Here is a 24015-nt window from a genome sequence, read left to right on the forward strand (position 1 = left end):
CGAGCGCATCGGCTACCGCCTGCTCAGCCTTCGTGGCCGCCGCATCCAGGGTGTCGTCCATATATTTCTGAAAGCGGTGCATACGGCTCACGCCATCGGGCAGAAGCGGCTGCTGACACAGCACGCAAGCGGCGGGCTCCGCATCCGTCGCCACCACAGGAAATGGCTTGCCTACATAGGCCTCCTTCAGCGAGTAATCCCGGGCCGCGGCCCAAAGCGCCCGCCAGGTGTCGCTCCCGACACCCGGCAGCGGGTCGTCGGTGAACAATGCGCCCGCCGCGACCGTGGCGGCTTCCCGCGCTGCTGTCGCGGCCTCGCGCAGGGCGGTGAGTTTCTGCAACGGCTCGTCCATAAACGCAGCTACCACTGCGGTGCATTCGGTCACCAGGGTCTCAGCCCATCGGGCAAACGCCGTAACGTCGGCGGCCGCCGCGGCGCTGGCAGACAGCGCGGCGGTGATTCCATCCAGACGCTCCTGATCGGTCTCACCGAATGCGGTCGCTACGTCGATCTGGGCGTTTGTGGTGGACTTGCTCAGCGCCTTATCGAACCGCTGGGCTCCTGTATCGCGTACAGGAGCGAAGGCGATCGTCGTTAGGCTGACCTTGTTGCCGACCTCGGTCGCCCGTTCCGCTTCCAGCGTGTCCTTCAAGCCGATACAGATCGCATTGAGCCGATGGGGCAGGGCGAGCCCGAAGGGGAGAAAGCGGATTTGATTTCCGCCGTCGACATAAAGCTGCGCGGAGGCGGTGTCGAAGACAGCCACCTGCATGAGCTGCGGCGATGCGGCTTTCCCGGGAGACCAGGAAATCGGCGTGTCGCCGGCCCCGGCGTCGATGACGATCTCGGCAGTCTGCGGTCCTGCGGACGCCCCATACACATCGGCCAAGACCTTGAGCTTGGCCGGGTTCTCGACGCGCGTGCGGCAAGCCGTCCTGAGGATTCGCACGAAGCCGCTCTTGCCACTTCCATTTCGGCCATACACGATCGTCAAGGCCTTCGGACAAAAGGTGAGGCCAGCCTTCGGAACCAGACGGTTGATATTTTCGACGTTGGCGATTCCTTTGAGGATGATGGGCTGATGCTTCCCGCCTCCGAAATGGGCCTTAGCGAACGGGACGGCGCCAGGGGGTGCGCTCGCAAGGCTGAAGCCCGCGGCGGTCTTGACCATGGCGAGCAACTCGCCAAGGTCCGTGTCCGTGAGGTCATTGCTGATTGCGAGCCGCCGCAGCGCGTCCTGTTTCCAGGATGAGAGCTTCTTGGCCCAGTCCAAGACGTCGTCGATCGGCTCTGCAGTCATCACCATCCCCCCGGAGAGATAACAAGTTATTCGCGTGATTCTTGCGGGAAATCCGGCTCCGTTGAGCTATTTCAATATCACGCTGATTGCCCAGCGCGTAAGGTCCGGCGGACGCGCAGGGGACGTAAATAGGGGGAGACGGTGACGTATCGCTTTGTCCATGCTGCGGATATTCATCTTGACTCACCCCTGCGCTCGCTTGCGCTGCGCCATCCCGACCTGGCGGAGCTGATCGGCAACGCCACCCGGCGCGCCTTCGTCCGGGTGATCGACGTTTGCCTGGACGAGCAGGTCGACGCGCTCCTGATCGCCGGAGATCTCTACGACGGCGATCAGACCTCGATGAAGACGGCGCGTTTCCTCGCCGAACAGCTCCGGCGGCTCAGCCAAGCTGGCATTCGAGTCTTCATCATCCGCGGCAACCACGACGCGCTGTCAAAAATCACCAAGGAATTGGTACTGCCGGATTCCGTGAAAGTCTTCGGCGGGCGAGCGGAGGCAATCGATATTAATCGCGCGCCGGGCCATGTTCCTGTTGTCGTCCACGGCCTGAGCTTCGCGCAGCCGCACGCCCCGGAGAGCCTCCTCGGACGATTTCGCCCCACGGTCGATGGCGCGGTCAATATTGGCCTCCTGCACACGAGCCTTGCAGGAGCTCCGGGACACGATCTCTATGCGCCGTGCAGCGTTGCCGATCTCCAGGCGAGCGGTTTCCACTATTGGGCCCTCGGCCATGTTCACAAACGCTCGGCTATCGAGGGCGGATGCGCGATCGTGATGCCCGGCATACCGCAAGGCCGCGACATCAATGAAGCCGGCCCCAAATCGGTGACGCTCGTCACCATCGCCAACGATCACTCAATTCACATCGAGGAACGGATCACCAGCGTGGCTCAGTTCGAGCGGATATCGGTCGACGCGAGCGGCTTGGAAGACTGGCGCGACCTCGTCGCGGCAGTGACCCAGGCGCTCGAAAAGGAGCGCGACGCTGTGCGGTCCGAGCATTTGGTCGCTCGCGTGCGCATAACGGGCGCGACGTCGTTAGCCTGGCGCATCCGGCGCGACGCGGACTTGCTGAAGACAGAGGCCGACGACAGGGGCTCTGTCATCGGGGGATGCTGGATCGAGCAACTCGAAATCGCCTGCCGGCCGGCCGAGCAGCAGGGCCAGCCGTCGGGCGACCCGATCAGGGAGCTCCATCGCCTGATCGAAGACGATGTCTTTGGATCGGAGGCGTTTCGAAGCCAACTGATGGGCGTCGCCGAAGAAATCAGGGCTCAGCTTCCGCAAGACTGTCGTGACATCTTCGGATCGGACGAAGCCTCTTCCAAGGAGGTGATGGCTCGCCTCGCGCGCGAAGGCGCCGAGGGCGTCATGGCACGTCTTGAGGCTGCCGGCGAGGAGACTTAAGTCATGCGCTTGCGTCGCCTCGACCTTACTCGATACGGCAAGTTCACCGACCGAAGCATCGATTTCGGTGAGCGGACGGAGGGTCAGCCTGACCTGCACGTCATCTATGGACCGAATGAAGCCGGCAAGTCGACCGCACTCGCGGCCTTTCTCGACCTGTTGTTCGGAATTGGTTCGCAGAGCCCGTTCGACTTCATTCATCCGTATCCCACGATGCGGATCGGCGCCGCGTTGGACCTCGCTGGCGATACGCGGGAGTTCGCGCGGATCAAACGGCCACAGAACAGCCTCCTCGACGGAGACGGTCGCACCCTGCCCGAGGCCGCAATCCGGGCTGAGCTCGGCGGCATCGAGCGCGATGCGTACCGCACCATGTTCTCGCTCGATGATGAGACGCTCGAAAAAGGCGGCGAGAGCATTCTGGCGAGTAGGGGTGATCTCGGACAGTTGCTGTTTTCGGCAAGTGCGGGCCTCTCGCATCTCAGCGACAAGCTCGTTGGTCTGAAGGGGGAAGCGGACGGCTTTTACAAGTATCGCGCTCGCACGGGAGCGCTCGCTGATCTGAAAGCGCGGCTGGCAGAACTCAAGGCGGAGCGCGAGCAATTCGACACTCTCGCATCCGATCACGCCCGGCTCATCGACACGCGCGACCGGGCGTCCGTGCAATATGATGAGGCGGTCGAGGAACGCGGGCGTATCCATCGACGCAGTGATGAAATCCAGCGCTATCTTACGGCGTTGCCGCGTCTCTCCGCCTTGCGTGGCATCCACGAGCGCCTTGCGCCGCTGGCTGATGTCCCCGCGGACCCGCCGGCATGGGCCGGGGAACTGCCCCAGCTTCGAAAGCAAGAGATCGAGCTCGGCGTCAAAACCAGAGCGATCGCTGAGCAGATCGATCAGCTCGCGGTCGAGCTGGCCGAGGTCGTCGTTGACGAGGCCGCATTGCGTCTCGAGGAGCGCGTTGAGCGACTAGCCGATTCGCGTGCGCGCCACGTGACTGCCGACAAGGATATTCCCGAGCGGCGTTTGCAATTGCGTCAGCTCGATCTCGCGATCTCCGGGATCCTGCAGCGGATCGAGCGATCCGATGAACCTGATCCCAAACGCCTCGTGCTGCCAGCGGCGACCATCGGCCGTTTGCGCGATCTGATCGAATCTCGCTCGGGCATCGAAGGCGCGACGCGCAACGCCGCGCGAGAATTGGCCGAAGCGCGTCAGCGACTCGATGAGGCGACATCGAGGCTGCCGGAGGGCGAGGCGGATCCTCAGCTCCGTGCCGAACGGGATCGCGCTTTGGCCGAGCTGGCCGTCGTGGTCGAGGCGATACGCTCCGCCGACCACCATATTCGGCGTCGGCTTGCAGAGCGTGCCCGCGAGGCCGCGCTCGATCTGCTGACTGACCGACTTGCCACTCTGGGACCACGGCATGGCACCGTCGATGAGCTTGCCGCTATGCAATGTCCCAGTGCCGAGGCCTTGCAGCGTTGGAAGGCAGCGCGAGGCGAGGCGGAGGTCGCAGTACTGCGTCACCAGGCCGAGGTCGAACGGCTCACGACGCTGGTCCGGCACTGTGAAGCTGAAGAGGCGAGCTTCGCTTCTACGACCGGCATCGTCTCCGATCACGAAGCTGCCGACATACGGTCGCGGCGTGAGCAAACCTGGTCGGCACATCGGCGCCTGCTGGACGCTGACTCTGCCGATGCCTTCGAGGCGGCGCTGCGTCAGGACGACATCATCAACGCGAGTCGTTTCTCACACATATCCGAGTTGGCGAAGCTGCATCAGAGCGGACAGGCGCTTGCCCTCGCACGAGCGGACCATGACCGTGCTGTCGAGCTCAGCGAGCGCGCCGCCACGGCCTTGGCGGCGATCGACGTCGAGATTGCGGCGGCGGTGCAGCCGATCGCCTCGCATTTTGCAAAACCGCCATCGCTGCCGGATATCGATGCGTGGATCAGCCGCCGCGAGAAGGCGCTCGAGGCGAGCGCCACAGTACGGACCGCGGAACGGGATATACGCAATGCTGACGCCGACGGCACAACTGCTGCCAAGCGGCTGGCGGCTGCGATAACCGCAGCCGGGCTGCCGCCCGCATCCGATGTAAGCTTCGACGCTATGCTTGCCAGCGCTCAAACGACACTTGATCGGGAAGCCGAACTGCGCCGTCTGCGCGGCGAAGTGGACGAACGCCGGCGTGAGGTCACGTCGCGTGAGCGGGCGGCGGAGCAGGCAGGATCGGACGATCGGACTTGGGAGGAGACCTGGTCCACGACATGCCGCGGATGCTGGCTTGGCGAAGTAGGGGAAGCGCCGGCGATCGGTGCGGTCCGCGAAGTTCTCTCTGCGATCATCGAACTCTCGCCGACGATCGAGAAGCGGGCAGCGCTGATCGACCGCATCGAGAAGATGGAGAGAGACCAGCTAGCGTTCGGTGAAGAAGTCACCGCTCTGACGACGCTTCTGAAAATTGACGATAGTGCCGACCCAGCTCTCGAGTTGGCCCAACGTATCGGCGAGACGGTACGAAACGCGGCTGCGGCCCGCCAGCGTCATCTGAATCTGACAAAGCGGCTTGAAGACGCGAGGGCGCGGCAGCGCGAGCTCGCCGAGGCGACCGCGGTTCATGATGAACAGACGGATCGGATGACAGCATTCTTCCAGGTCACCTCTCTGGATGAGGTGGCGCAAAAGCTGTCCGATATCGCTCGCCGCGCCGATCTCGTCGAACAGGCACGGCAGGCGGAGCAGGATATTGTCGAGACACTCCGCGCGACGGATCTTCAGGGCGCGCAAGCGGCGCTCGATGCAGCGGACAGACCTGCTCTGGAGACCGAACTTGCCGAGTTGACGGCACGCGCGGACGATCAGGACAAGCGGTGTCACGAGCTGTTCGCGGCGAAGTCGGCGGCCGAAGATCGCGTAGAGGCGATCGGCGGCGATGCGAGAGTCGCCATCATCGAGGAGCGCCGGCGGACGACGCTGCTTGAGATCGAGGATGGCGCGATGCGCTATCTGCAGCTTCGAGCGGGCATCGCAGCCACCCAGCAGGCGCTCGCCACTTATCGCGAACGTCATCGTAGCTCCATGATGACGCGCGCGTCGGAGGCGTTCCGCACCATCAGCCGAGGCGCGTATACTGGCCTCGTCGCCCAGCCTGGCAGGGATGGCGATACATTGATCGCGGTCTCGGCCGAGGGAGGCTCAAAAGCTGCCGACAAGCTCTCCAAGGGTACCCGCTTCCAGCTCTATCTTGCGCTGCGCGTCGCGGGCTATTACGAGTTCGTGCGGGCTCGCAGCTCCGTCCCCTTCGTCGCAGACGACATCATGGAGACGTTCGATGATTTCCGCGCAGAGGAGGCGTTCCGCCTATTTTCGGAGATGTCGCAAGTTGGCCAGGTCATCTATCTCACCCATCATCAGCATCTGTGCGAGATCGTCCAACGTGTGTGCCCGGGGGCGCAATTGCATCGGCTCGAAGACGAAGTGATGAAACGCGAGTTTGCTTGAGGGCTGTCGCAACTGGCGGAGGCGTCCGGGATTGTTTTTCGACTATGATGTCGATCGGGGCGATGACGAAGAAGCTGCAGATTGGACAGAGACAGGCTAGCCGCATTTGCCAGATGGCGGCGACCGATCAGCTAGCGTTCCTCGCGGAGGGGCTTCCGATCATCCACGCTAGCGCGATGGGATTCTGGTCGGCCTCCACGGAGCTGCGAGATAGGCCTCGGGAGGCCGAGGTGCTCGCCGGGTTCGCGAAGGAGGAGGCGGCAAAGGCTCTCATTCTTCTCGATATTGCTCGCTGCCCAGAGAAGCAGGTCGCCGGCAAGCTGAACAAGTTGCTGAACCGGTTCTATGGACATCTCGATCGGCTGATTTACGCCCAACTAACGGAATGGTGGTTCACGGACGTGGCGGAGTTGCGAAAAGCGGTCGAGCCCTTGCGCAAGGCTCACTATCTTGAGGGGCACATGGGCGAGTACATCGTTCCGAATGACACCCTCTATCGGCGGGAGAGCAAGCTCTACGCCGATGTGGAAGCGTACGAGGATGGAACCCCGATCTGGAACGCGCCCGTCGTCCACCCAAGCGGCTTCCCAGCGCACATGCCCGCCGTGGTGCAGGTTGTCGACGCGATGGCCGCCTGCGGAATCTTTTCGCTCGCGGGGCTGAAAGCCACGTCTGAGGTTTGGGGGCAGCTGGAGTTCCAGAAGATGGAGACGTTGCGGGATGCGGAGTGTCTGACGAAAGAGCTACTGGATCGGCTGATTGCCGAAGGGCTGCCGAATGCTTCCGCCACGCAGGACCACGTCAACGCATTGTATCGGCATTGGCCATTGCCAATGTACAATGTCGAGCTCGATCCGATCCCAGTGTCACTCGAAGAATTGAAGGCCGAGCAGGATCGCCTTTATTGGGCGGAGGTCGGCGCGCCATGAACGCTTGCCGTCACTCGATTAAAGATGGCGCGCATCATCGACTGATGGCCTTCTGCTAGCGTCTTCGCATCAAGTCCCAAGCGGATGCGAAAACGCTCGCTCAGTCGCGTCATCAGCAATACGAAACCCTCGTCATGCAATTCAGCCTCATTCATGCCCGTCAACCGATAGGTCTTCTCGCCTAATGGCAGGATGTGTTTGGCGAGGGCGGCTCGCTCATCCTTCGCGCATGGTGCGCCAAGGCAGGCGTGGAGGCACCAACAACACGTCGCCCAGCACTCCAGAATGTCGTCGGTGAGTTGGTCATGCAGTGCGTCGAGGTTCAAATGCCGTATGGCAGGATCTGGGCCTCCGAAGAAGCAGAACAGAATGCGCCCCATAAGCTTGGGCCAGCTATCTCCGCCACCTTCTACGGCCAAAACCTGCAATGATGTTCTCGCAGGGACCGCTCTGCCGTCGGCGTCGCTGCCGTTCCAGCCAGCCGCAGCCACAATCATCAGCAATGCACGGAGGCGAAGGACATCGAAGGTTGTGAGCGCGCGGTCTCTTTTCCGCTGAGAAATCCGCTCGCTGAATGCGGCGACAGCAGCGGCAATTTGCTCGCGCGTCGCCTTTCTCTGCGTCGCCTTTCGCCGCAGCTCTTCACGTTGCTCCTCCTTCGAAGACAAGTCACCCGCTCCCGGCTCAAAACTATCGCCGCGAGTCGTCGCGTCCTCTGCATTGACCGCCTCATCGCCAAGGTCGAAGGCGTTGTCGAGATCTGGTTCCGCTTCGATTCCTGGTGCGGCGTCGTCAATTCCGACACCAATGATTCTATTGAGGAAGCTCCGCACCAATGAGGCCTCGCTTGCGCTGAGACTACTCCTCCCAATTGCGGCGCCGTCGGTCCGCGCTCTGCGTCCTGCGATGAATTTCTCATAGGTCATCGTCCGAAACTGAGCCGGCGCATCGCTGGGCTCTCTGCTCGTCTTGCGCGCCAGTCTGACGGGTGGGCGCACCTCCTCGGTCTGTAGCAGGCGCTCCGCCGACTCGATCGTATCGAGAATGTCGAGCAGCAATAGGCTCTCGTCGGTTTCTTCATTGAGCTGGGAGGCGGCCTCTTCAGTTTGCTTGGAACGCGCCTCCCTTGCCTCTTCCTGAATTCTATCGACAAGCGTCACAATTGCCGGCGCTGATCGCGCACCGTCGGAAAGTTGCAGAACTGCAAAAGCCGGGCGTTGAACGGCGCCGAGAATTTCATACCGTCGCGTGCCACCTCTAACCTCGGCTGCCCCGAGACGGCAGCCGAGTTCCTTCTGATCGATATCGAGCAGGCTGATCGATACCGCGTCAGGGTCGAGTCCTGTCGGTGGCGTCCACGTCAAAGTGCCGTAGTTGCATTCGAAACGACCTATCGCGCGGCCGCGCCAGAAGTCGAGATTGACGGCATTCGCGTCATCGACTTCGTCGAGATCGTCGGGATCGATCTCGCGACTCGGACTAAGGAGCTCCTTCAGCTCGAGACGGTCAAGTATCGCGCCCAGAGGAAGTCGTCGATACATCGAGACCTCCTCATTGCTGCCGGCGAAGCCCTTCGCACCGAGGGCTGCCAGGGTGCAGTTCGCGCTGCCATAGAGGACGTGATCCGCCTTACGCGTTTGCGCGATGAGGATCTTCGCATGGAGAAAGCGGCCTTTGCGAAAGCTATCGCGGTCGAATAGCCGCGCCCCCTTCACCTTTTTCAGTGCGGACACCGGAAAAAGGCGTGCGTCTGCATCGATAAGCAAATCGACTTTCGAGACCGACAGCGTCTTTGCGATAGTGCTGAGCGCGCGAAGGTTTGCATCCCAATAGGGGCTGAGGACAACAAGGCGCTTTACGCTGTCATCGCCGACGAGGGCGGCGAACCGCTCCCCGATGCCGGCAGACTCGCCAGTTGTGAGCAAAGCAGCAATCGAGCCGTCGCTTAGCGAGACGCTATCCGTCGCCGGGAGCGCGCGTCGCAACCACGGCGCGCGGCTTTCGGCCCATGCGATCTGAGCGTCCAACGCCTGTCCTGTTCTGTCACAGTGCCGCAACGCATAGCGCCAAGCTTGCGCGACGAGCCGCTGTTCGCCGCTGTCTTCCGCGCCACAGACAATCTCCTCGGCAAGTTCGAGATTTCCCGCAAGGCCGGTTGCAGTCATGTTGGCGGAGCTGACGATGATCCGTCCGCCATTTCTCCCCAATTGAACCACCAGCTTCGGATGGAAGGCGCCCGGCGCATAGGCGCTATTGACCGTATAGTGGCGGCCAGCGGTGCGCGGGAGTGACGATAAACCAGCTAGAGATTGCGTGAGCAGCGCAGCATCGCACAGCAGGATGTTGTTGTTGCAGCCGGCGCCCTTGAGGCGAGCCAACACGACATTCTCATAGGTGTCGAAATCGAGGCCAAAGGTGGTGATGATGCTGGTGTGGTAGCCGCGCTCTCCAAAGCGTTCGTAGAGTTTCATGACGCCTGAAGCACCTCCACGCCGCGGCGGGTAAGCCCGTTCTCGCCCAAGAGATGAATATCGTGAAGAAACCGGATAGCAGGCCCGAGCCGCGGGTTCGTGAACACGGGACCGTCCTTTTCCCGAAGCCGAATGAGGCCATCATCGGATTCGACGAGGAAGGTGTAGTCGCCTTGGCGCTGGAATTTGCGGAGAGCAACCCAAAGATGTCGACGCATTACGCGCTCCTCGATAATTCGCGCGACGGCGTCCTGAAACGGCGCGTCACCGACTTGCTCCAGATACCGGCCTTCCGTCAGCAATGAATGAAATGCAGTGAAGTCGAGGTTCTTCAGTTCTTCGGTGATTGCCTGCGTATTGGCGCGAAACGCCCTGTGGAGGATGGCGAGAAGCGTGAGGGCGTTTCGAGCGACATCCGCCGAGCAGCGGTGAATCGGGCGGCGGGCCGCCATGATAGCATTTACGAGGGCGAATTCACTGTCTTGGATATTCGGATCGCCGGGGTTGGCGCCGGGCGGCAAGCTTAAGACAAAGGCATTCCAAGAAGGGGGCGGATGGGTTGACGTTGAGGTGATCTCATCCACGCACCGCGCGATCAACGAAGATGGGGCGATGCCGCGCGGGTACTCGTCCAGTGTGTCCAGAATGTATTTCAGCAGGCATTCGAGAGCGACATGGCACAGATCATTCGCATGATAGAGCCGCCAGCGCTCGGTCTGCGCCTGCAGTTGTTGCGCGGCGGGTGTGAATAATCGGCCTTCTTGGTCCTTGCCAGCGTAGAGGGTCCACCGCACGTCATCCGGTGTTGGCGCGCGCTGAATTTGTTTCGCGATGGTCAGGATCAACAGCAGGCTTGCACGCCGGGAGGTGGCGGCCTCATCTTGCGGGCCAATGCGACCGAAGAGAATGTCTTCGTAGAGCTTGCGCTCAGTCCCGCCGTTCCGGATCCCGGACGGAGCGAGGCGTACAAATGCGTCGAGATCGCGAACGGATACTCGGCCGCGCTGGATCGCGTCGTAGAACTGACCGGACAGCTCCCCTAGTTCCTTGTCAAAAGCGAGCGCCAGCTTCTCACCGAGGTCAACACTGGGGAGGGCGATAGCGTGCTCTCGTGACGGATCAAAGATCCCGATCTGGAAAAGCTGGCTCGCGTATGCCAACCCATAGGCGCCCCAATCGACTGCGAAATAGTAGTCCGGGGTTTCTTTTCTGGTCTTGGCGGCCTCCGCAAAGTCGATCGTGCGGCCGTGCAAATTGTCGAGTGTCTTTTGGGCCCAGTCGCTGCCGGTAACGCCGCCCTCGTCACCCCGGCGCTGTGCGATGAGCGCATAGAGCGCCTCGGCACGGCGTATCATCCGCTGCCAGGTTTGCGGATTGGTATCGCCAATGCGCTTGGCGTAGACCCAGCTAAGCCAAGCGTAGAGTCCATAATATCGCATCCGCAGCGTCACGTTGCCGATGCCGGGTATCAGCGTTTGGTACAGCGTGACGCTGCTATTCTGCATCCCCAGGGGATCAAGTCCGTTCTTCTTGCGGTACTCGGTCCATTCGGGAAAATTGACTACGGCCACAGCGCTCACGGAGGCACCTGTCGCTAGGAAGGTGAAGTGACTTCCTTATGCCGCAGCTTCGCGGAACCTGGCGAGCGATACCTTCTTTCCGCCCCTTTGTTCGGTCTCGAGCATGTACCGTTCGACGCCCGGCCGGTGTCAGTGCTGGAAGTGCGTCAGGCCGCCCCAGCCCTCGGGAAAACTTGACAAATCAGCCAGGCGAAGACTTAGTGTCCTCTGTCCGAGGACAGAGGACAGATCGGTGATGCCATGAAAACTCAGGATATTGTCGTCCTGCTCAAGCTTGTGAGCTTGCAAGATCATGAAACAGCAGGCGGAACGAACCACCACCGAGATGGCGAGGACCCGTACTCCGTGAGAGGGCTCGAGGCTTCTCTCGGGATCAGCAAAACGGAAATCGGGGCCTCGATCAAGCGCAGTCTCGCATCCGGCATAGCGATCAAGGATCGCAACACGAACCGCCCAAATCCCAATCGCAGAAATCTGCGCGATTTTATCACCTACGGGCTGAAGTTTGTTTTTCCGGCAAAGCCAGGTCCGATGCAGCGCGGTTTGCCGACAGCTTTCGCCGCCCCTGTCCTGAAAGAGTCACTCCACAGCGCGGGCAGCCTGATTCACGTCTGGCCCTATGCTCGTGGCTACGAGATGGGGCAGTCTATCGAACCGCTATTTAAGACCGTGCCGGAAGCTGCCGAGAAGGATGAGCGCCTCTACGCCTATTTGGCGCTCGTTGACGCAATACGGCTCGGCAATCAGCGCGAGGCGAACCTTGCCGCCAATCTGCTTAAGGAGAGGCTGGGATGACGATCCAAGGCCGTCTCAAGGAGATGCTGACGACGGTTGCCGTCGCGCTCGGCGACGAACTTCTTGCGCGACTGGTCTTTGTGGGCGGCTGTACAACCGCTCTGTACATAACCGATCCCGTCACGCTCGAGGGAGTCCGAGCCACAGATGATGTCGACCTGATTGTGGATCTCGCCGGCTTCCCGGCGTGGGCACAGCTCGTGGAGCAACTTCGCCAGCAAGGCTTCTCCGAGGCAGCCGACGAGAATGTCATATGTCGGATGAAGCTCGGCGAGCTCAAGGTCGACTTTATGCCGGACGACGAGGCGATCCTCGGCTTCAGCAATCGCTGGTACGCAAACGGGATCGAAACAGCCGTTCAGACGTCTCTGGATGACGCCATCACCATCCGTCGTCTCACCGCGCCATTGTTCATCGCAACCAAGCTGGAAGCTTATCGCGGAAGAGGGGCTGGCGACCTGATCGGCAGCCGCGACGCCGAGGACATACTCCTCGTCATTGATGGCCGGCCGGAATTGGTTGACGAAGTTGCTGCCGCCGATGGGGACGTTCGCGCCTACATTGCGGAGGAATGCAAAAGCCTACTTGCAGATCGCGACTTCGATCATTTCCTCCAGGGAAATATTCGCGGGCCGGAGGGACGCGCTAATATTGTGCGCGACCGCGTCATCGCACTGAGCAAGCTCGGCGGCGACTGACATGGCCTTCGCAATCCAATGGCAGAGCCAGCAGGGAACGAGAACGCCTGACAACCGGGACTGTGCAGGGATCGGCATACGGCAAACGGACATCCTCGCCATCGTCCTTGACGGTTCGAGCTCCGGAGCAAACAGCGGAGCGTTCGCCTGGGAGATTGCGCGCCGAATGGTCGATTGGTTTGTGTCGACGGAACAGGCAATCACTGCGGCAGTCCTGACTGCGCAGCTTCGGGCGACGCATGCCGAACTCGCGACGGATTTCCGGCAGGATTCGGCGAGCTACCTCCTGATACACCTCGGCGATGGGCAAGAGGCGCTCATCCTGCACGCAGGCGATTGCTTGGTTGGCGATTGCTCACCGACAGGTCAGGTATCCTGGCTGGTCCAACCGCACACACTCGCAAACGCCGTAGCGCCCATGAAGATCAGCGAACTCGCGAAGGATGTCAGTCGTCATCGTCTCACACGAAGCTTCCGCTCGCGAGAATTTGTCGAACCAGCCACCTGTTCAATCTCGTCGGACAAGACGACGCTGCTTGTGGCAACGGATGGATTTTGGGCTGAGCTTGATGAGGCACAACAGGGCGCGTTCATCCATGGACGCATGACGGAGCACACCGGAGAGGGAGATGATCGCAGCGTGCTTCAAATAATGCGGATTGGCGGAGATGGATCGACCAAGGTCTCAGGGACTGAAGCTCCACGCAAGATCTACATAAAAGGGCGCGAGAGAAGGAATGGTGGAACGCGGCGAAAGCCAATAGGAAGTAACCTACGACATCAATCCATCGAAAGCCGCGGATTTGAGAAAATGCGTGAACGGCGGCCGGCCGTCGGGATGCACCGGCAGCCTCACCCTGTCAGAGGCGCTCGATGTCGGCCGCCAGGGTTGTCCTGATTGAACTTAGGCGAACGGCTATTAGCTTCGACGCCTGCAGGAAGGTCATGCAGGCCGGAATCATCCCAGGGCTAGAAGAGATATTGTTCGTCGGCCCAGCGCAGCAGCACCTTGGCATCGTGCTCGGGGAGGCGGACACGCGCCTCGCGCAGGCCTTGCGCGATCGCCTCGCCGACTGCGGGAGAGACTTTGTTGCCGTGCGTCATGAAGAAAAACCACGCGAACGGCAGGCCCATCTCCCGGTCGATCGCCTCAACGCGATCCATAAGGATGTGAACGGAAGAATCGCCCGCCTCCAAGTGCTCTTCCGGCAGACGCAGCGGACGAGGAATGAAGGCGAGCTCGCGCTCACCCTTGTGTTCGTAGTCCCTGATGTCGAGGGCCCAATGCTCGTAGACGCGGCTCGTGCGCGCGCTCGACTCCTCCCAGTCCTGAAAGAAGCGGACCTCGCGCGGCGTGAAATCGAAGTAGTTGGGCTGCAGATCGAGAAACGGTGTCCGCGTGCCGTCGGAGCCCACCCAGACGCGCCGCTCCAGTTCCGGCCGTCGCGCCTCCCGCTTGTCGCGTTCGAGGCGCGCGCAGCGCGCGAGAAAAGTACGGACATACACGACGCTGCTGGTGCGATTCAGGCTGTAAAGCGGACCCGCAAGCACCTTGTCAGCTGACATTTCGTCGTGGCTGATCCACGACGGATCGAGCAGTTCCTCCTCGCCCCACGGCCGACGGGATGGGTTCACGATCGGACCCGCGCACCACTCGGTCTCGCGACCGAGCGAAATCTGCACATAGTCAGCGGCGCTGGGTCCTGTCGGCGCGAAAGCATAGACGCTGTTGCCGTGCCATTCCGAGATCTGGAGATCTGTGTCCTGCAACCGTCGCCAGACGGCCGCGATGTCTCCATTGTCTTTCGCAAGCTCGACTTTCATCCACGGACGATACTCGGCGATCCGCATTCCGTCGACGGCCAGCACCGAGCGCGTGTCCCGCCAATACTGGTCGTCGATGTTCGACGCCGAAAATGCAAATCCCGGGAAGGCGCGACTCAATGCCGCCGCCAAAGCGGTCTCGTCGGCGCCCGCCGACAGACGCGCCAGGACGGCCTCGACCGAGCCGTGGTCAGGCAGTCTGGTAGGTGCGTTCTCCGAAATCTCAGCCATGTGGCCACCTTATCATTTCGGGCCCGCGCGGTCCTTGACCGGCTTCGCGCGGTCGCCCGCCGCACCGCCATTTACAGAGCGTTCGATCGCTTCAATTGACGCCATAATTTCCTCAAGCGAAGGCGCCGCGCCGAAAATCATCGCCGTCATGTTCGAATAGTCGCGGGTGAGGCCGGGAACCATCTTCGAAGTTGGTACAAGCGCGAACGAGCCAGCCACGGCAGAAGCGAGGTCGTAATCGGGCCGGTTGAAAAACATTCGCGCATGTCGGACGCAGTCGGCGCCCAAGTCCGCGTCGGCGAGGGCTGTCTTGCCGGCCTCGGACGCGAAGAGGCAATGCAGGTCGTAGAAGTGGCGTGAGATGCGCTGCCCTTCCTGCCTCAGTTCGCCGCGACGCTCGAACCAGCGACGCAAGCCGTGCGCGATCACGACCTTGTCCCAAAACGTGCGCGTTGCGTCGATCGTGGTGACGTTAGGCACCAACAGATCGAGGTCTGCGGCTTCATCTGCAATGTAAGGACGGATGTCCGCAGGATGGTTCGGGTCGAGCGCCGACTTCGCTCCCGATTCAATGCGCACCGCAGGACGCACATAAGCGCCGTCCCGCGGCTCGACCTCCGGATACCAGATCAGAAGCGTCTGGGCGTCGGAATCAACCTCGTCAATCTCGACGCGTCCTCTTCCTCCCGTGGCCTCGGCAAGTTGTTCAGCCAGGAACGCATGAAGTGGGCCGGTGATGTAGCTACGGCAGGCGTCCCGGATCGCATCCAGTCGAGCACGACGCTTCTTGTTCGAAAGCGCTTCGAACTCCTCAACCGAAGCAGGCTCTTCGAGATCATCGCGAAACACTGTGACGTCGATGTCTTCGGAAAAGCGCTCGATCAGCCCATGCGCCTTCGACAGAGACGTGCCGCCCTTAAACAGCAGACGCGGCCCTCCGGCTGGTCGCTCATGATAGAGAGCGTTCAGTGTCCAACAGACCCAAAAGTCCTTCTCAATGTTTCCGATCGGCGCGCCGAGCCGGTTTGCCGTCGTCAAGAAGAGATCGAGCCTTTCGTTCGCTGGCGCGAGAATGACCTTGTTATAGGCGGCGCTGCTCACGCGCGAGTCTCTGGCACGGCGTCGGCGGATCCGAGCAAAGGTCTGAGAAAATCCTGCATCCAGATCGGCATTGCCGCCAGGCCTGCGCGAAGATCGTCGCAGATCTCCTTTCCATGCTCGGGATTCTTGAACAGTCTGTTGAGGCCGTTCTTTATGGCCTCCCGATCATTGTCCCCCTCCATCATATCTTGCATCCAATAAAGCGCTTGAACGACCCGCATGCCAGGGCGTCCAGCCCAATAGAGACGGCTCGGCGCCGCCGCCTTGAAATGGATAACCTGCTTTCCGAGCTTGATCGGTTTCAGACGGGCGTCGATGAGGACCTCAATGCGCGCCGGTACGGCTGTGGTGAGACCAAGATCGTTCGCGGCCGTCATTCCGTCGACCACGATGCGAGCCTGGTCGCGGCGTGCCACAGCTCTGATCACGGCTCGATAGTCGGGGACCCCGACCTTGCTCATGAGTTTGCTCATTCGCGGCCGGTCGTAGAGTCCACGGTCGATACGGCGTAACTCGCCAGCGGCGACGAGGCGCTGCAGCGTCTTGTCGACGGCCGCACGACTGCCGAGATCGGCGAAATCGCTCGGCGTCCATACCTCTCCAGGAGGTGCCACGTTGATACGGGCGAGGAGTCGCGGCCGGAGGTCTGTGGTCGGTTTATCAAGCATGTCCGAAATATGATGCAATTTTCGGACATAAGCAAGGGCGTCCGAATGATGCTGCATTTTTCGGACATGCGCCCGGCTCCCTACCCAGCCGGTTTCTCCCGGGCGAATACGGCTGCATTGACTCTCTTCGAAACGAGAACAAATATAGAACATACTCAATGCTGAGGCGTTAAGCCCTTCGTGGTCCGCGCGCAGATGAGCACGTTGCCGTGGCTCAAGCCACGCACGTTCTATGATCTGGTGATCGAAGTCGCGAAATCGTGCGGCCCGGTCCGATCCAGGGCGACATGGTGCATCCGTATCTGCGCCGACGCGAGGGCAAAGAGGCCGTCTTTTACCCGCGGCCCGAGCTTGAGGCCGTGCTCGGCAAGACGCTCGGCGTACCGCTGTTTCAAGAGCAGGCCATGAAGGTGTCGATGGGCTGCGCCGGCTTCACCGCCAGCGAGGCGGATCAATTGAGAGACGAAGCATGGCGACGTTCAAGCACACCGGCGGCGTCAGCAAGTTTGAAAAGAAGCTGGTCGAAGGGATGGTCGCAAACGGATACACGCGCGAATTTGCCGAAAAGACCTTCAGTCAGCTTGAGGGTTTCGGCAGCTACGGCTTTCCTGAAAGCCATGTCGCCTCATTCGCGTTGCTCGCTTACGCCTCCTCCTGGATGAAATGCTGGCATCCCGATGTCTTCTGTTGTGCGCTGCTCAACGCGCAGCCGATGGGCTTTTACGCGCCCGCGCAAGTCGTGCGCGATGCGCGCGCATCCGGTCTCGTTCCTGCGCGATGATCTGCGGAGTAGCAGCATCGTCACCTGCGCCGAGGCGATGTCTGCGCGTGACGGCCTTTGGCTGGAAGCCGCGGGCTTCGTTCTGGTGCGGCAGATGCCGGACAGCGCCAAGGGCGTTATATTCATTACGCTGGAGGATGAGAGCGGCATCGCCAATCTGGTGGTCTGGCCGCAGGTGTTTGAGCAATATCGGCGTGTCGTTCTGTCCGCCGGCATGCTGGCCGTGCGCGGCCGCATCCAGCGGAAAGGCGAGGTGGTGCATCCGGTTGCGCGGCACCTGTCCGACCTCGGCCGAACTTGCCAGCGTCGGCCGCCGGGACAGCGCCTTTCGTTACCGCATGGCCGCGGCGACGAGCTGCATCACGGCAGTCCGGCGCTCGATCGGCGTGGCCTGCCGAACTCGGCATAAAGGGTCTCATCCCGAGCCGGAGACTATGCCGATCAAGCTACCTAAGCCGCGGGACTTCCGATAAAGCCGATCAATCGGCTCGGCATAGTTCTGGCCTGCGTCTGGATCAACCGCCAACCTGTCGCTGATACGGCGAATGAGCTACCTGCGCCCATCCGGTGAGAGTGATTCGATGATGCGGCAATCGGCGACAATGCCACAGCCGCAATGATCAATCATCCGATCGAGTTCCTTCTTGAGCGATTGCAGGTCCGCAATCTTGCGCTCGACTTCGGCGCGATGCTCCTTGGCGATCGCGTTGACCGCTGCGCAGGACTGTTCGCGGTCGTCGGAGAGCGCGAGCAGCGCACGAACTTGGTCGAGCGAGAATCCCAGGTCGCGCGCCCGGCGGATGAAGCTCAGCCGGTTGAGATGCGTCCGGTCATAGGAGCGGTAGTTGCCCTCGGTGCGCGCCGGGGCCGGCAGCAGGCCGGACTTCTCGTAGAAGCGGACTGTCTCGACCTTCGTGCCGGTCTCGCGGGCCAATTGGCCGATCGTCAATATTCTCGCGTCCATAGCTTGACCCTGTAGTGACTACAGGGATCATTTAGGGTGTCACGTCGCAAGAGTCGAGGTGACACGATGGCGGCTGCAAGCCCGCTCAAACTCCAGATCGAAGGCATGGACTGCGCGGCCTGTGCGCTGAAGATCGAGGCCGCCATGGAGCGGCTGCCCGGCGTCAGCGACATCAATGTCAGCTATGCGGCCAGAACGCTGGCGATGAACGTCGATCAGGACAGGACTTCTCAACGGACCATCGAGGAGAAGATCAGGGCGTTGGGATACCAGCCGGCCGGCTCGGCGCCGGGAACCCAACCCGCTCTGCCGACAAAGCGCGCAAGGGAGCCCTGGTGGCAGGGGATGAAGGCGCGGCTGGTATTCATGACCGGCGCGCTGTTCGCCACCGCCTTCGTCGCAAGCTTCTTCCTTCCCAAGTGGGATACATGGCTCTACGCGGCCGCGGCGCTGGTCAGTGTCGTGCCCTTCGCCCGCCGTGCAGTTGCCGGGGCGCTGGCAGGCTCGCCCTTTTCCATCGAGACGCTTATGACGGTCGCCGCGCTTGGCGCCGTCGCGATCGGTGATGCCGAAGAGGCCGCGGTCGTCATATTCCTGTTCGCCGTCGGCGAGCTTTTGGAGACGGTCGCGGCAGGGCGGGCGCGGGCCGGCATTGAGGCCCTGATCGACCTTGTGCCCCGCACCGCGTTCCGGCTCGGCCCCTTCGGCCAGACCGAAAGCGTGCCAGTGGAGGCGCTTGCCATCGACGATCGTGTCGTGGTGCGCCCAGGCGACCGGATACCGTCCGACGGCGTGGTCGAGGACGGCTCGTCGGAAGTCAACGAAGCCCCGGTGACGGGCGAGTCCGTTCCAATCCTGAAGGAGCCGGGTGCCCAAGTCTTTGCCGGCTCGATCAACGCCAACGGCGAGCTGCGGGTCAGGATCACCCATGTCGCCGCCGACAACACGATCGCACGCATCATCCACATGGTCGAAGAGGCGCAGGAATCGAAGGCGCCGACCGCACGCATGATCGACCGCTTCTCGAAATACTACACGCCGTGCGCGATGATCGTGGCGGCGCTCATCATCATCGTTCCGCCGCTGGCCTTCGGCGGCGACTGGATGACATGGATCTATCGCGGTCTCGCCACGCTGCTGATCGCCTGTCCCTGCGCACTGGTCATCTCCACGCCGGCCGCGATCGCGTCGGGTCTTGCGGCCAGCGCGCGTCAGGGCTTGCTCATCAAGGGCGGTGCGGCACTTGAGACGCTCGGCAAGGTCGTCACCGTCGCCTTCGACAAGACCGGCACGCTGACACGCGGCCATCCCAAGGTGACGGACGTCATCGCCTTGTCTGGCTCTCAGGACGACGTGCTTGCCAAGGCAGCCGCCGTCGAGCGCAATGTCAGCCATCCGCTTGGCATTGCGATCGTCGAAGCGGCGACCGAGCGCGCGCTGGAGCTTCCGCAGGTCTTCGGCGGTGGAATCGCCGTGCCCGGCAAGGCGGTAACGGCGAGGCTCAAATCCGGCTTTGCCTCGGTCGGCTCCCCGCGCCATGCTGCCGAGGAAACTGATATACCGGCCGATGTGCGCGGCCGCATCCTTGCGCTCGAAAGCGAAGGCAGGACCGTCGTCGTGCTGATGGCCGGCAAGAAGATGGAGGGCCTGATCGCGCTGCGTGACGAGCCGCGTGACGATGCCGCCGAGGGCATCCGGCGTCTGAAGGATCGCGGCGTCAGGGTGCTCCTGCTGTCGGGCGACAATCAGCGCACCGTGACCGCCATTGCCTCAGGGCTTGGGCTCGAAGCCAAGGGTGAGTTGCTGCCGGACGCCAAGCTCGCCGAGATCGGCCGGTTGAAGGAGGCAGGCCCCGTCGCGATGGTGGGCGACGGCATCAACGACGCGCCCGCGCTCGCGACGGCCTCGGTCGGCGTGTCGATGGGTGGCGGAACCGACGTGGCGCTGGAAACCGCCGATGCGGCCCTGCTCAGAGACCGCGTGGGAGGCGTCGCCGACCTGGTCGCTCTCTCACAGGCGACTCTCGGCAATATCTGGCAGAACATCCTGATTGCGCTCGGACTGAAGGCCGTGTTCCTCGTCACCACGCTGTTCGGCGTAACGACGCTCTGGATGGCGATCCTGGCCGACACCGGCGCGACCGTTCTCGTTACCGCCAATGCGCTCAGGCTGCTCACCTACAGACCATCGAAGTAACCAGGATATGGCCTTACTCAAGACAACGCTCGTGATGCTTGCCGTGTTCATCGGCTTGGCAACTCCGTCGATCGCCCACGACTACACGGCTGGCGACATCAGGATCGGCCATCCCTGGTCGCGGCCGACGCCGCCCTCCGCGAAGGTCGCCGGCGGCTATGTCAAACTGAACAACGCTGGATCGGAGCCTGATCGGTTGGTCGCTATTGCGTCGCCAATTGCGAACCGTGCTGAAATCCATCGTTCCGTCGTCGAGGACGGCATAGCCAGGATGAGGTCGCTCGATGGCGTGACCGTCGAACCAGGCGCAACCGTCGACTTCGTGGCGGAGCGCCTGCACTTCATGTTCATCGAGCCGAACCGGCAGTTGTGCAACGGCGAACGCTTTCCCGCCACGCTCGTCTTTGAGAAGGCCGGTCGTGTCGATATCGAGTTCATGGTGCAGATGCGAACATCCGCGCCGGCGGTTGAAGATCATTCCGGGCATGGTGGCTCGCAATGAGCGCACTAAAGATCCTCCGGATCGCGGCCTGGGTGGCGGTTGCGATCGCGGCCGGCATCTGGATCGGCTTTAGCGGCATCCTGCCGGGAACCGGGCGGGTTCAGCAGCCTGTCGCGACCGGCGTTGCCGCCATCGGTGGTCCGTTCGAGCTGACTTCGCACAAGGGCGAGACCTACAACAATGCCCGGCTTGCTGGAAAGCCCTATCTGGTCTTCTTCGGCTTCACTCATTGCCCTGACATCTGCCCGACCACGCTGTTCGAGCTGACCGATCTCATGAGTAAGCTCGGTCCTGCCGCGGATCGCCTCACGCCTCTCTTCATCACTGTCGATCCCGAGCGCGACACGCAGGAGCTTCTTGCCAGCTACATGACCTCGTTCGACGCGCGCATCGTCGCGCTGCGGGGAAGTCAGGCACAGACGGACGCAGCCGTGAAGGCGTTCGCGGCCTATTATCGCAAGGTTCCCATCGAGGGCGGAAGCTACACGATGGACCACACGGCCGGCGTGATCCTCATGAATGCGGAAGGGCAACTCGCCGGCACGCTCGACATGCACGAACCGCGCGAGACCGTGCTGACGAAGCTGAGGCGGCTGGTCGGTGCCTGACGGGCCGCTCGATGCGCTTGTGATCGGCGCGGGCCAGGCGGGTCTCGCGACCGACTACCATCTCAAACGCAAAGGTCTCGACCTCCATATCGTCGAGCAGTTGGTCCGCATCGGCGACAGCTGGCGCAAGCGATACGAGTCCCTGGCACTGTTCACGCCGCGCAACCTCAGCGCCCTTCCCGGCTTGCCGCTCGCCGGCGATCCGGACGGCTATCCGTCGCGTGAGGAGTTCGCCGACTATCTGGAGGACTATGCCGCGGGATGGCGGCTAAGGTCGTCGGCTCGTGGCAAGTCGAGTTCGGTATACCAAGCTCCAGATCCTGCATAGACATTGCACATAGACCCATCATTTAGGTCCGTGCCGAACCGAATGCGAGATGAGAGGGCCGGGCGTGTCGCTGCGGGACCGGGCTCTCGGCTCCGCTGAAACCCCGGCCGCGCCGGGTTTTCACCCTTCGGGCGTCGATCCCTTCTGTAATCCGACCCAACAAGTCAAGCGGCGCGATGCTACGGGCCGTTCCGCGCGGGCAGTAGTTTGAGGAAGCGGACATACGCCAGTTCGGACAGCAGCTCGACCACCGTCTGGGTCACGATAACCGCAGGGATGAGTGGAACGCCGCCAGGAACGGCAAAAGCGAAAGGAAGGACTACCAGTGAGTTGCGCGTCGCGGCGCTGAAAGCGACGGCCAAGGTAGCTTGCGGGCCGAGACGTCCAGCGCGAGCCGCTAGCCACCCACACAACGGCGCTACCACGGCATAGATTAAATAGATCGGCAGAGCTGCGAGTGCAGCGGCGGAGGCTTGACCAACGCGCGGCATGACAATGGCCAATACTAGAAACAGGACCAAGGCTGTCGCTGGCACGGGCAATAGGTTGAGCGCGCTGGAAAACCGCGCGATGCCAGAGGATCGTGTCGCTCGCGCCTGCACGATGCCAGCGAGCGCCAACGGCACAGCTATAAGCCAGATAAAGGCATGAAGAAAAGGCTCCGGCTCGACCAAACGCGAAGCGTCTGGTCCGAGAAAAACGCCGAGATAGAGAGGCAGTAGCAGCATCTGTACGATCAAGAGCAGCGGTGTTGCCGCCAAAAGGGATTTTGCGTCACCCCGCCCGAGATGCGTAAACGTCACCACGTAATCAATGCATGGGGTCAGAAGCACCAGCAGGACACCCAGACGCAACATCGGATCAGCGGGCAAGAACATCACAAGCGCGGCCACGATCAGCGGTATGATCGCGAAATTGACGATCAAAAGGCACAGCAGGAACCGCTTACTCAAAAAGGACTTCGGCAGGTCTGATAGAGGCACTTGCAGGAACGTGACGAAGAGCATCAACGCCAGCGCAGGGTTGATGGACCACTCCAGTTTCTCAACGCCTGCAATAGAGAAAGCGGCAAGCATACCCAGTACAATCGCGGCGAAGTAGACCGCGATCTGATTTGCCTCCATCCACGAACGAACACGTTCCACCAACATCCCCTCCCGAGTCGAACGGGCATCGTAGCATAATCATGAAAATGCCTTCTTGGGCGGCCCCTTCGCTCTGCTCGGTCACGCTCTACTCGCAGGCAGACGCCTGCGACCGGAGCCGCGCCGCGTCTCCGCCCTTCGGGTGACGATCGTTGCCGCAAACTGCTCGTGCCTGGCCCGCGCTTCTGTCCGGAGTCGGCCTAAGGCGCGCTCCATGATGGGGTTCGGCGAGTTAGGTCGTCCAAGCTCACAGCGCGTGCTGGATACTCGCACCGCACAGGGATCGAAACGGACTGACCTTCCCCACGTCCTCGGCAGAGCAGATCGCTACGCCGGAACGATCCCTATGCAGACCGCGCCACAGGCGGATGGCCGAACTGGAAGTCCCTTCCGTCCACCCACATGCGATGCATAATAATTGCAAGCTTGCGAGCCACCGCCACGCAAGCCTTCTTCGCGCCAATGCGCTTGGCCAGCTTCACGCCCCAGGCCCGCAGAACGGACCACTTCTTCGAGATCCGCAGATGCGAGTTCGCGGCTTCATACAGCGCGTGGCGCATCATCTTGTCACCGCACTTGCTGATATTGCCCGAGCGGTCAATCTCACCCGACTGATAGACACGGGGCGTCAGGCCGAGATGCGCGGCGACCGCCTTGGAATCCTTGAACCGGCTTGGATCGTCGATCGTCGCCTTAAATGACAGGCTCACGATTGGCCCAACACCGGAGACCGTCATCAGGTGCTTGCAAACGTCATCCTTGCGGGCCACTTGCGAAAGTTGCCGATCTAACGTCACCTTCTTTGCCCGCATCATGTTGCGTGCTTCCAGTAATGGCTCAATCGCGCCGCGCAGTTCCGACGCATCGGCGAGCATGGCCTCAACCTTCGCTGCGAAACGCACCCGATGGACTAATCCGAGCTTGATGCCGTGAACCTTGAGCAGACCACGGATGGAATCTTCGATCCGCCAGCATGT

18 protein-coding genes and 2 pseudogenes are annotated in these 24015 nt (G+C 61.8%); 11 read left to right on the forward strand and 9 right to left on the reverse strand.

Features of this window, described 5'->3' with window-relative positions:
* Positions 1–1300 (reverse strand): annotated as a pseudogene (locus BMY71_RS21980) (AAA family ATPase); the annotation flags it as partial.
* A 141-nt stretch (positions 1301–1441) separates the two neighbouring features.
* Here BMY71_RS21980 and BMY71_RS21985 point away from each other — a divergent pair.
* From BMY71_RS21985 to BMY71_RS21995, 3 genes are all read left to right on the forward strand, one after another.
* Complete coding sequence (locus tag BMY71_RS21985) at positions 1442–2710, forward strand: metallophosphoesterase family protein (RefSeq protein ID WP_062313603.1); 1269 nt, start codon at positions 1442–1444, stop codon at positions 2708–2710.
* Positions 2711–2713: 3 nt separating this feature from the next.
* Complete coding sequence (locus BMY71_RS21990) at positions 2714–6217, forward strand: ATP-binding protein (RefSeq protein ID WP_062313600.1); 3504 nt, start codon at positions 2714–2716, stop codon at positions 6215–6217.
* A 62-nt stretch (positions 6218–6279) separates the two neighbouring features.
* A complete protein-coding gene (locus BMY71_RS21995) occupies positions 6280–7146 on the forward strand; it encodes a hypothetical protein (RefSeq protein ID WP_244526136.1) in 867 nt (288 codons plus the stop codon).
* Here BMY71_RS21995 and BMY71_RS22000 read toward each other — a convergent pair.
* Both BMY71_RS22000 and BMY71_RS22005 read right to left on the reverse strand, forming a co-directional pair.
* On the reverse strand, positions 7119–9617 hold the full coding sequence (locus BMY71_RS22000) for a phospholipase D-like domain-containing protein (protein ID WP_062313598.1): 2499 nt from the start codon (positions 9615–9617) through the stop codon (positions 7119–7121). The two genes, BMY71_RS21995 and BMY71_RS22000, sit on opposite strands and share 28 nt — an antisense overlap.
* A complete protein-coding gene (locus BMY71_RS22005; RefSeq protein WP_139202709.1) occupies positions 9614–11197 on the reverse strand; it encodes a hypothetical protein in 1584 nt (527 codons plus the stop codon). The genes BMY71_RS22000 and BMY71_RS22005 overlap by 4 nt, the downstream gene beginning before the upstream one ends.
* 240 nt (positions 11198–11437) lie before the next feature.
* Between BMY71_RS22005 and BMY71_RS22010 the strand changes: the two genes are divergently transcribed.
* The 3 genes from BMY71_RS22010 to BMY71_RS24575 are packed head-to-tail and all read left to right on the forward strand — an operon-like array spanning position 11438 to position 13588.
* Positions 11438–11992, forward strand: a complete 555-nt coding sequence (locus BMY71_RS22010) for a hypothetical protein (protein ID WP_062313594.1) — start codon at positions 11438–11440, stop codon at positions 11990–11992.
* The gene (locus BMY71_RS22015; protein WP_062313592.1) at positions 11989–12690 is read left to right on the forward strand and encodes a hypothetical protein; all 702 of its coding nucleotides are present in this window, start codon (positions 11989–11991) and stop codon (positions 12688–12690) included. Before BMY71_RS22010 ends, BMY71_RS22015 begins: the two co-directional genes overlap by 4 nt.
* A gap of 1 nt (position 12691) precedes the next feature.
* A complete protein-coding gene (locus BMY71_RS24575; RefSeq protein ID WP_062313590.1) occupies positions 12692–13588 on the forward strand; it encodes a protein phosphatase 2C domain-containing protein in 897 nt (298 codons plus the stop codon).
* Positions 13589–13659: 71 nt separating this feature from the next.
* Here BMY71_RS24575 and BMY71_RS22020 read toward each other — a convergent pair whose 3' ends face one another.
* From BMY71_RS22020 to BMY71_RS22030, 3 genes are read right to left on the reverse strand one after another with little or no spacing between them, the layout of a single operon-like run.
* The gene (locus BMY71_RS22020) at positions 13660–14745 is read right to left on the reverse strand and encodes a hypothetical protein (RefSeq protein ID WP_062313588.1); all 1086 of its coding nucleotides are present in this window, start codon (positions 14743–14745) and stop codon (positions 13660–13662) included.
* Between the two features lie 12 nt (positions 14746–14757).
* Positions 14758–15846 carry a nucleotidyl transferase AbiEii/AbiGii toxin family protein gene (locus tag BMY71_RS22025; RefSeq protein ID WP_062313587.1) on the reverse strand — a complete coding sequence of 363 codons (1089 nt, stop codon included), beginning with the start codon at positions 15844–15846 and terminating at the stop codon, positions 14758–14760.
* Positions 15843–16514: a DUF6088 family protein gene (locus BMY71_RS22030; RefSeq protein ID WP_062313701.1), complete on the reverse strand. Its 672-nt coding sequence runs from the start codon at positions 16512–16514 to the stop codon at positions 15843–15845. Before BMY71_RS22030 ends, BMY71_RS22025 begins: the two co-directional genes overlap by 4 nt.
* A 186-nt stretch (positions 16515–16700) precedes the next feature.
* Here BMY71_RS22030 and BMY71_RS25060 point away from each other — a divergent pair.
* A pseudogene (locus tag BMY71_RS25060) lies at positions 16701–17704 on the forward strand (OB-fold nucleic acid binding domain-containing protein); the annotation flags it as partial.
* 141 nt (positions 17705–17845) lie between these two features.
* Here BMY71_RS25060 and BMY71_RS22040 read toward each other — a convergent pair.
* A complete protein-coding gene (locus tag BMY71_RS22040; RefSeq protein ID WP_062313579.1) occupies positions 17846–18259 on the reverse strand; it encodes a MerR family transcriptional regulator in 414 nt (137 codons plus the stop codon).
* A gap of 66 nt (positions 18260–18325) precedes the next feature.
* Here BMY71_RS22040 and BMY71_RS22045 point away from each other — a divergent pair, with 66 nt between their 5' ends.
* Genes BMY71_RS22045 through BMY71_RS22060 form a run of 4 tightly spaced genes read left to right on the forward strand, consistent with a single transcriptional unit; the run spans position 18326 to position 21893 of the window.
* Positions 18326–20455: a heavy metal translocating P-type ATPase gene (locus BMY71_RS22045; protein ID WP_062313577.1), complete on the forward strand. Its 2130-nt coding sequence runs from the start codon at positions 18326–18328 to the stop codon at positions 20453–20455.
* Positions 20456–20462: 7 nt separating this feature from the next.
* Positions 20463–20957, forward strand: coding sequence for a copper chaperone PCu(A)C (locus BMY71_RS22050; protein WP_062313575.1), 495 nt, complete (start codon positions 20463–20465; stop codon positions 20955–20957).
* Entirely contained in the window at positions 20954–21565 is a 612-nt protein-coding gene (locus tag BMY71_RS22055) for an SCO family protein (RefSeq protein WP_062313574.1), read from the forward strand. The genes BMY71_RS22050 and BMY71_RS22055 overlap by 4 nt, the downstream gene beginning before the upstream one ends.
* A complete protein-coding gene (locus BMY71_RS22060) occupies positions 21558–21893 on the forward strand; it encodes an NAD(P)-binding domain-containing protein (RefSeq protein ID WP_062313572.1) in 336 nt (111 codons plus the stop codon). Before BMY71_RS22055 ends, BMY71_RS22060 begins: the two co-directional genes overlap by 8 nt.
* Before the next feature lie 179 nt (positions 21894–22072).
* On the opposite strand, the gene BMY71_RS22065 is transcribed toward BMY71_RS22060, so the two are convergent.
* Both BMY71_RS22065 and BMY71_RS25590 read right to left on the reverse strand, forming a co-directional pair.
* Positions 22073–23044, reverse strand: coding sequence for an arsenic resistance protein (locus tag BMY71_RS22065; RefSeq protein WP_092686173.1), 972 nt, complete (start codon positions 23042–23044; stop codon positions 22073–22075).
* A gap of 338 nt (positions 23045–23382) precedes the next feature.
* Positions 23383–23940: an IS110 family RNA-guided transposase gene (locus tag BMY71_RS25590; protein WP_062313570.1), complete on the reverse strand. Its 558-nt coding sequence runs from the start codon at positions 23938–23940 to the stop codon at positions 23383–23385.
* Between the last annotated feature and the right edge of the window lie 75 nt (positions 23941–24015).

The sequence above is a fragment of the Rhodopseudomonas pseudopalustris genome, assembly GCF_900110435.1.
Classification (GTDB): Bacteria; Pseudomonadota; Alphaproteobacteria; order Rhizobiales; family Xanthobacteraceae; genus Rhodopseudomonas; species Rhodopseudomonas pseudopalustris.

Coding starts and splice junctions, on each gene's coding strand:
- BMY71_RS21990 (WP_062313600.1), top strand. CDS start 2,714: ATGCGCTTGCGTCGCCTCGACCTTACTCGATACGGCAAGTTCACCGAC.
- BMY71_RS21995 (WP_244526136.1), top strand. CDS start 6,280: ATGACGAAGAAGCTGCAGATTGGACAGAGACAGGCTAGCCGCATTTGC.
- BMY71_RS22000 (WP_062313598.1), bottom strand. CDS start 9,617: ATGAAACTCTACGAACGCTTTGGAGAGCGCGGCTACCACACCAGCATC.
- BMY71_RS22010 (WP_062313594.1), top strand. CDS start 11,438: ATGAAAACTCAGGATATTGTCGTCCTGCTCAAGCTTGTGAGCTTGCAA.
- BMY71_RS22015 (WP_062313592.1), top strand. CDS start 11,989: ATGACGATCCAAGGCCGTCTCAAGGAGATGCTGACGACGGTTGCCGTC.
- BMY71_RS24575 (WP_062313590.1), top strand. CDS start 12,692: ATGGCCTTCGCAATCCAATGGCAGAGCCAGCAGGGAACGAGAACGCCT.
- BMY71_RS22020 (WP_062313588.1), bottom strand. CDS start 14,745: ATGGCTGAGATTTCGGAGAACGCACCTACCAGACTGCCTGACCACGGC.
- BMY71_RS22030 (WP_062313701.1), bottom strand. CDS start 16,514: ATGCTTGATAAACCGACCACAGACCTCCGGCCGCGACTCCTCGCCCGT.
- BMY71_RS22040 (WP_062313579.1), bottom strand. CDS start 18,259: ATGGACGCGAGAATATTGACGATCGGCCAATTGGCCCGCGAGACCGGC.
- BMY71_RS22045 (WP_062313577.1), top strand. CDS start 18,326: ATGGCGGCTGCAAGCCCGCTCAAACTCCAGATCGAAGGCATGGACTGC.
- BMY71_RS22050 (WP_062313575.1), top strand. CDS start 20,463: ATGGCCTTACTCAAGACAACGCTCGTGATGCTTGCCGTGTTCATCGGC.
- BMY71_RS22055 (WP_062313574.1), top strand. CDS start 20,954: ATGAGCGCACTAAAGATCCTCCGGATCGCGGCCTGGGTGGCGGTTGCG.
- BMY71_RS22065 (WP_092686173.1), bottom strand. CDS start 23,044: ATGTTGGTGGAACGTGTTCGTTCGTGGATGGAGGCAAATCAGATCGCG.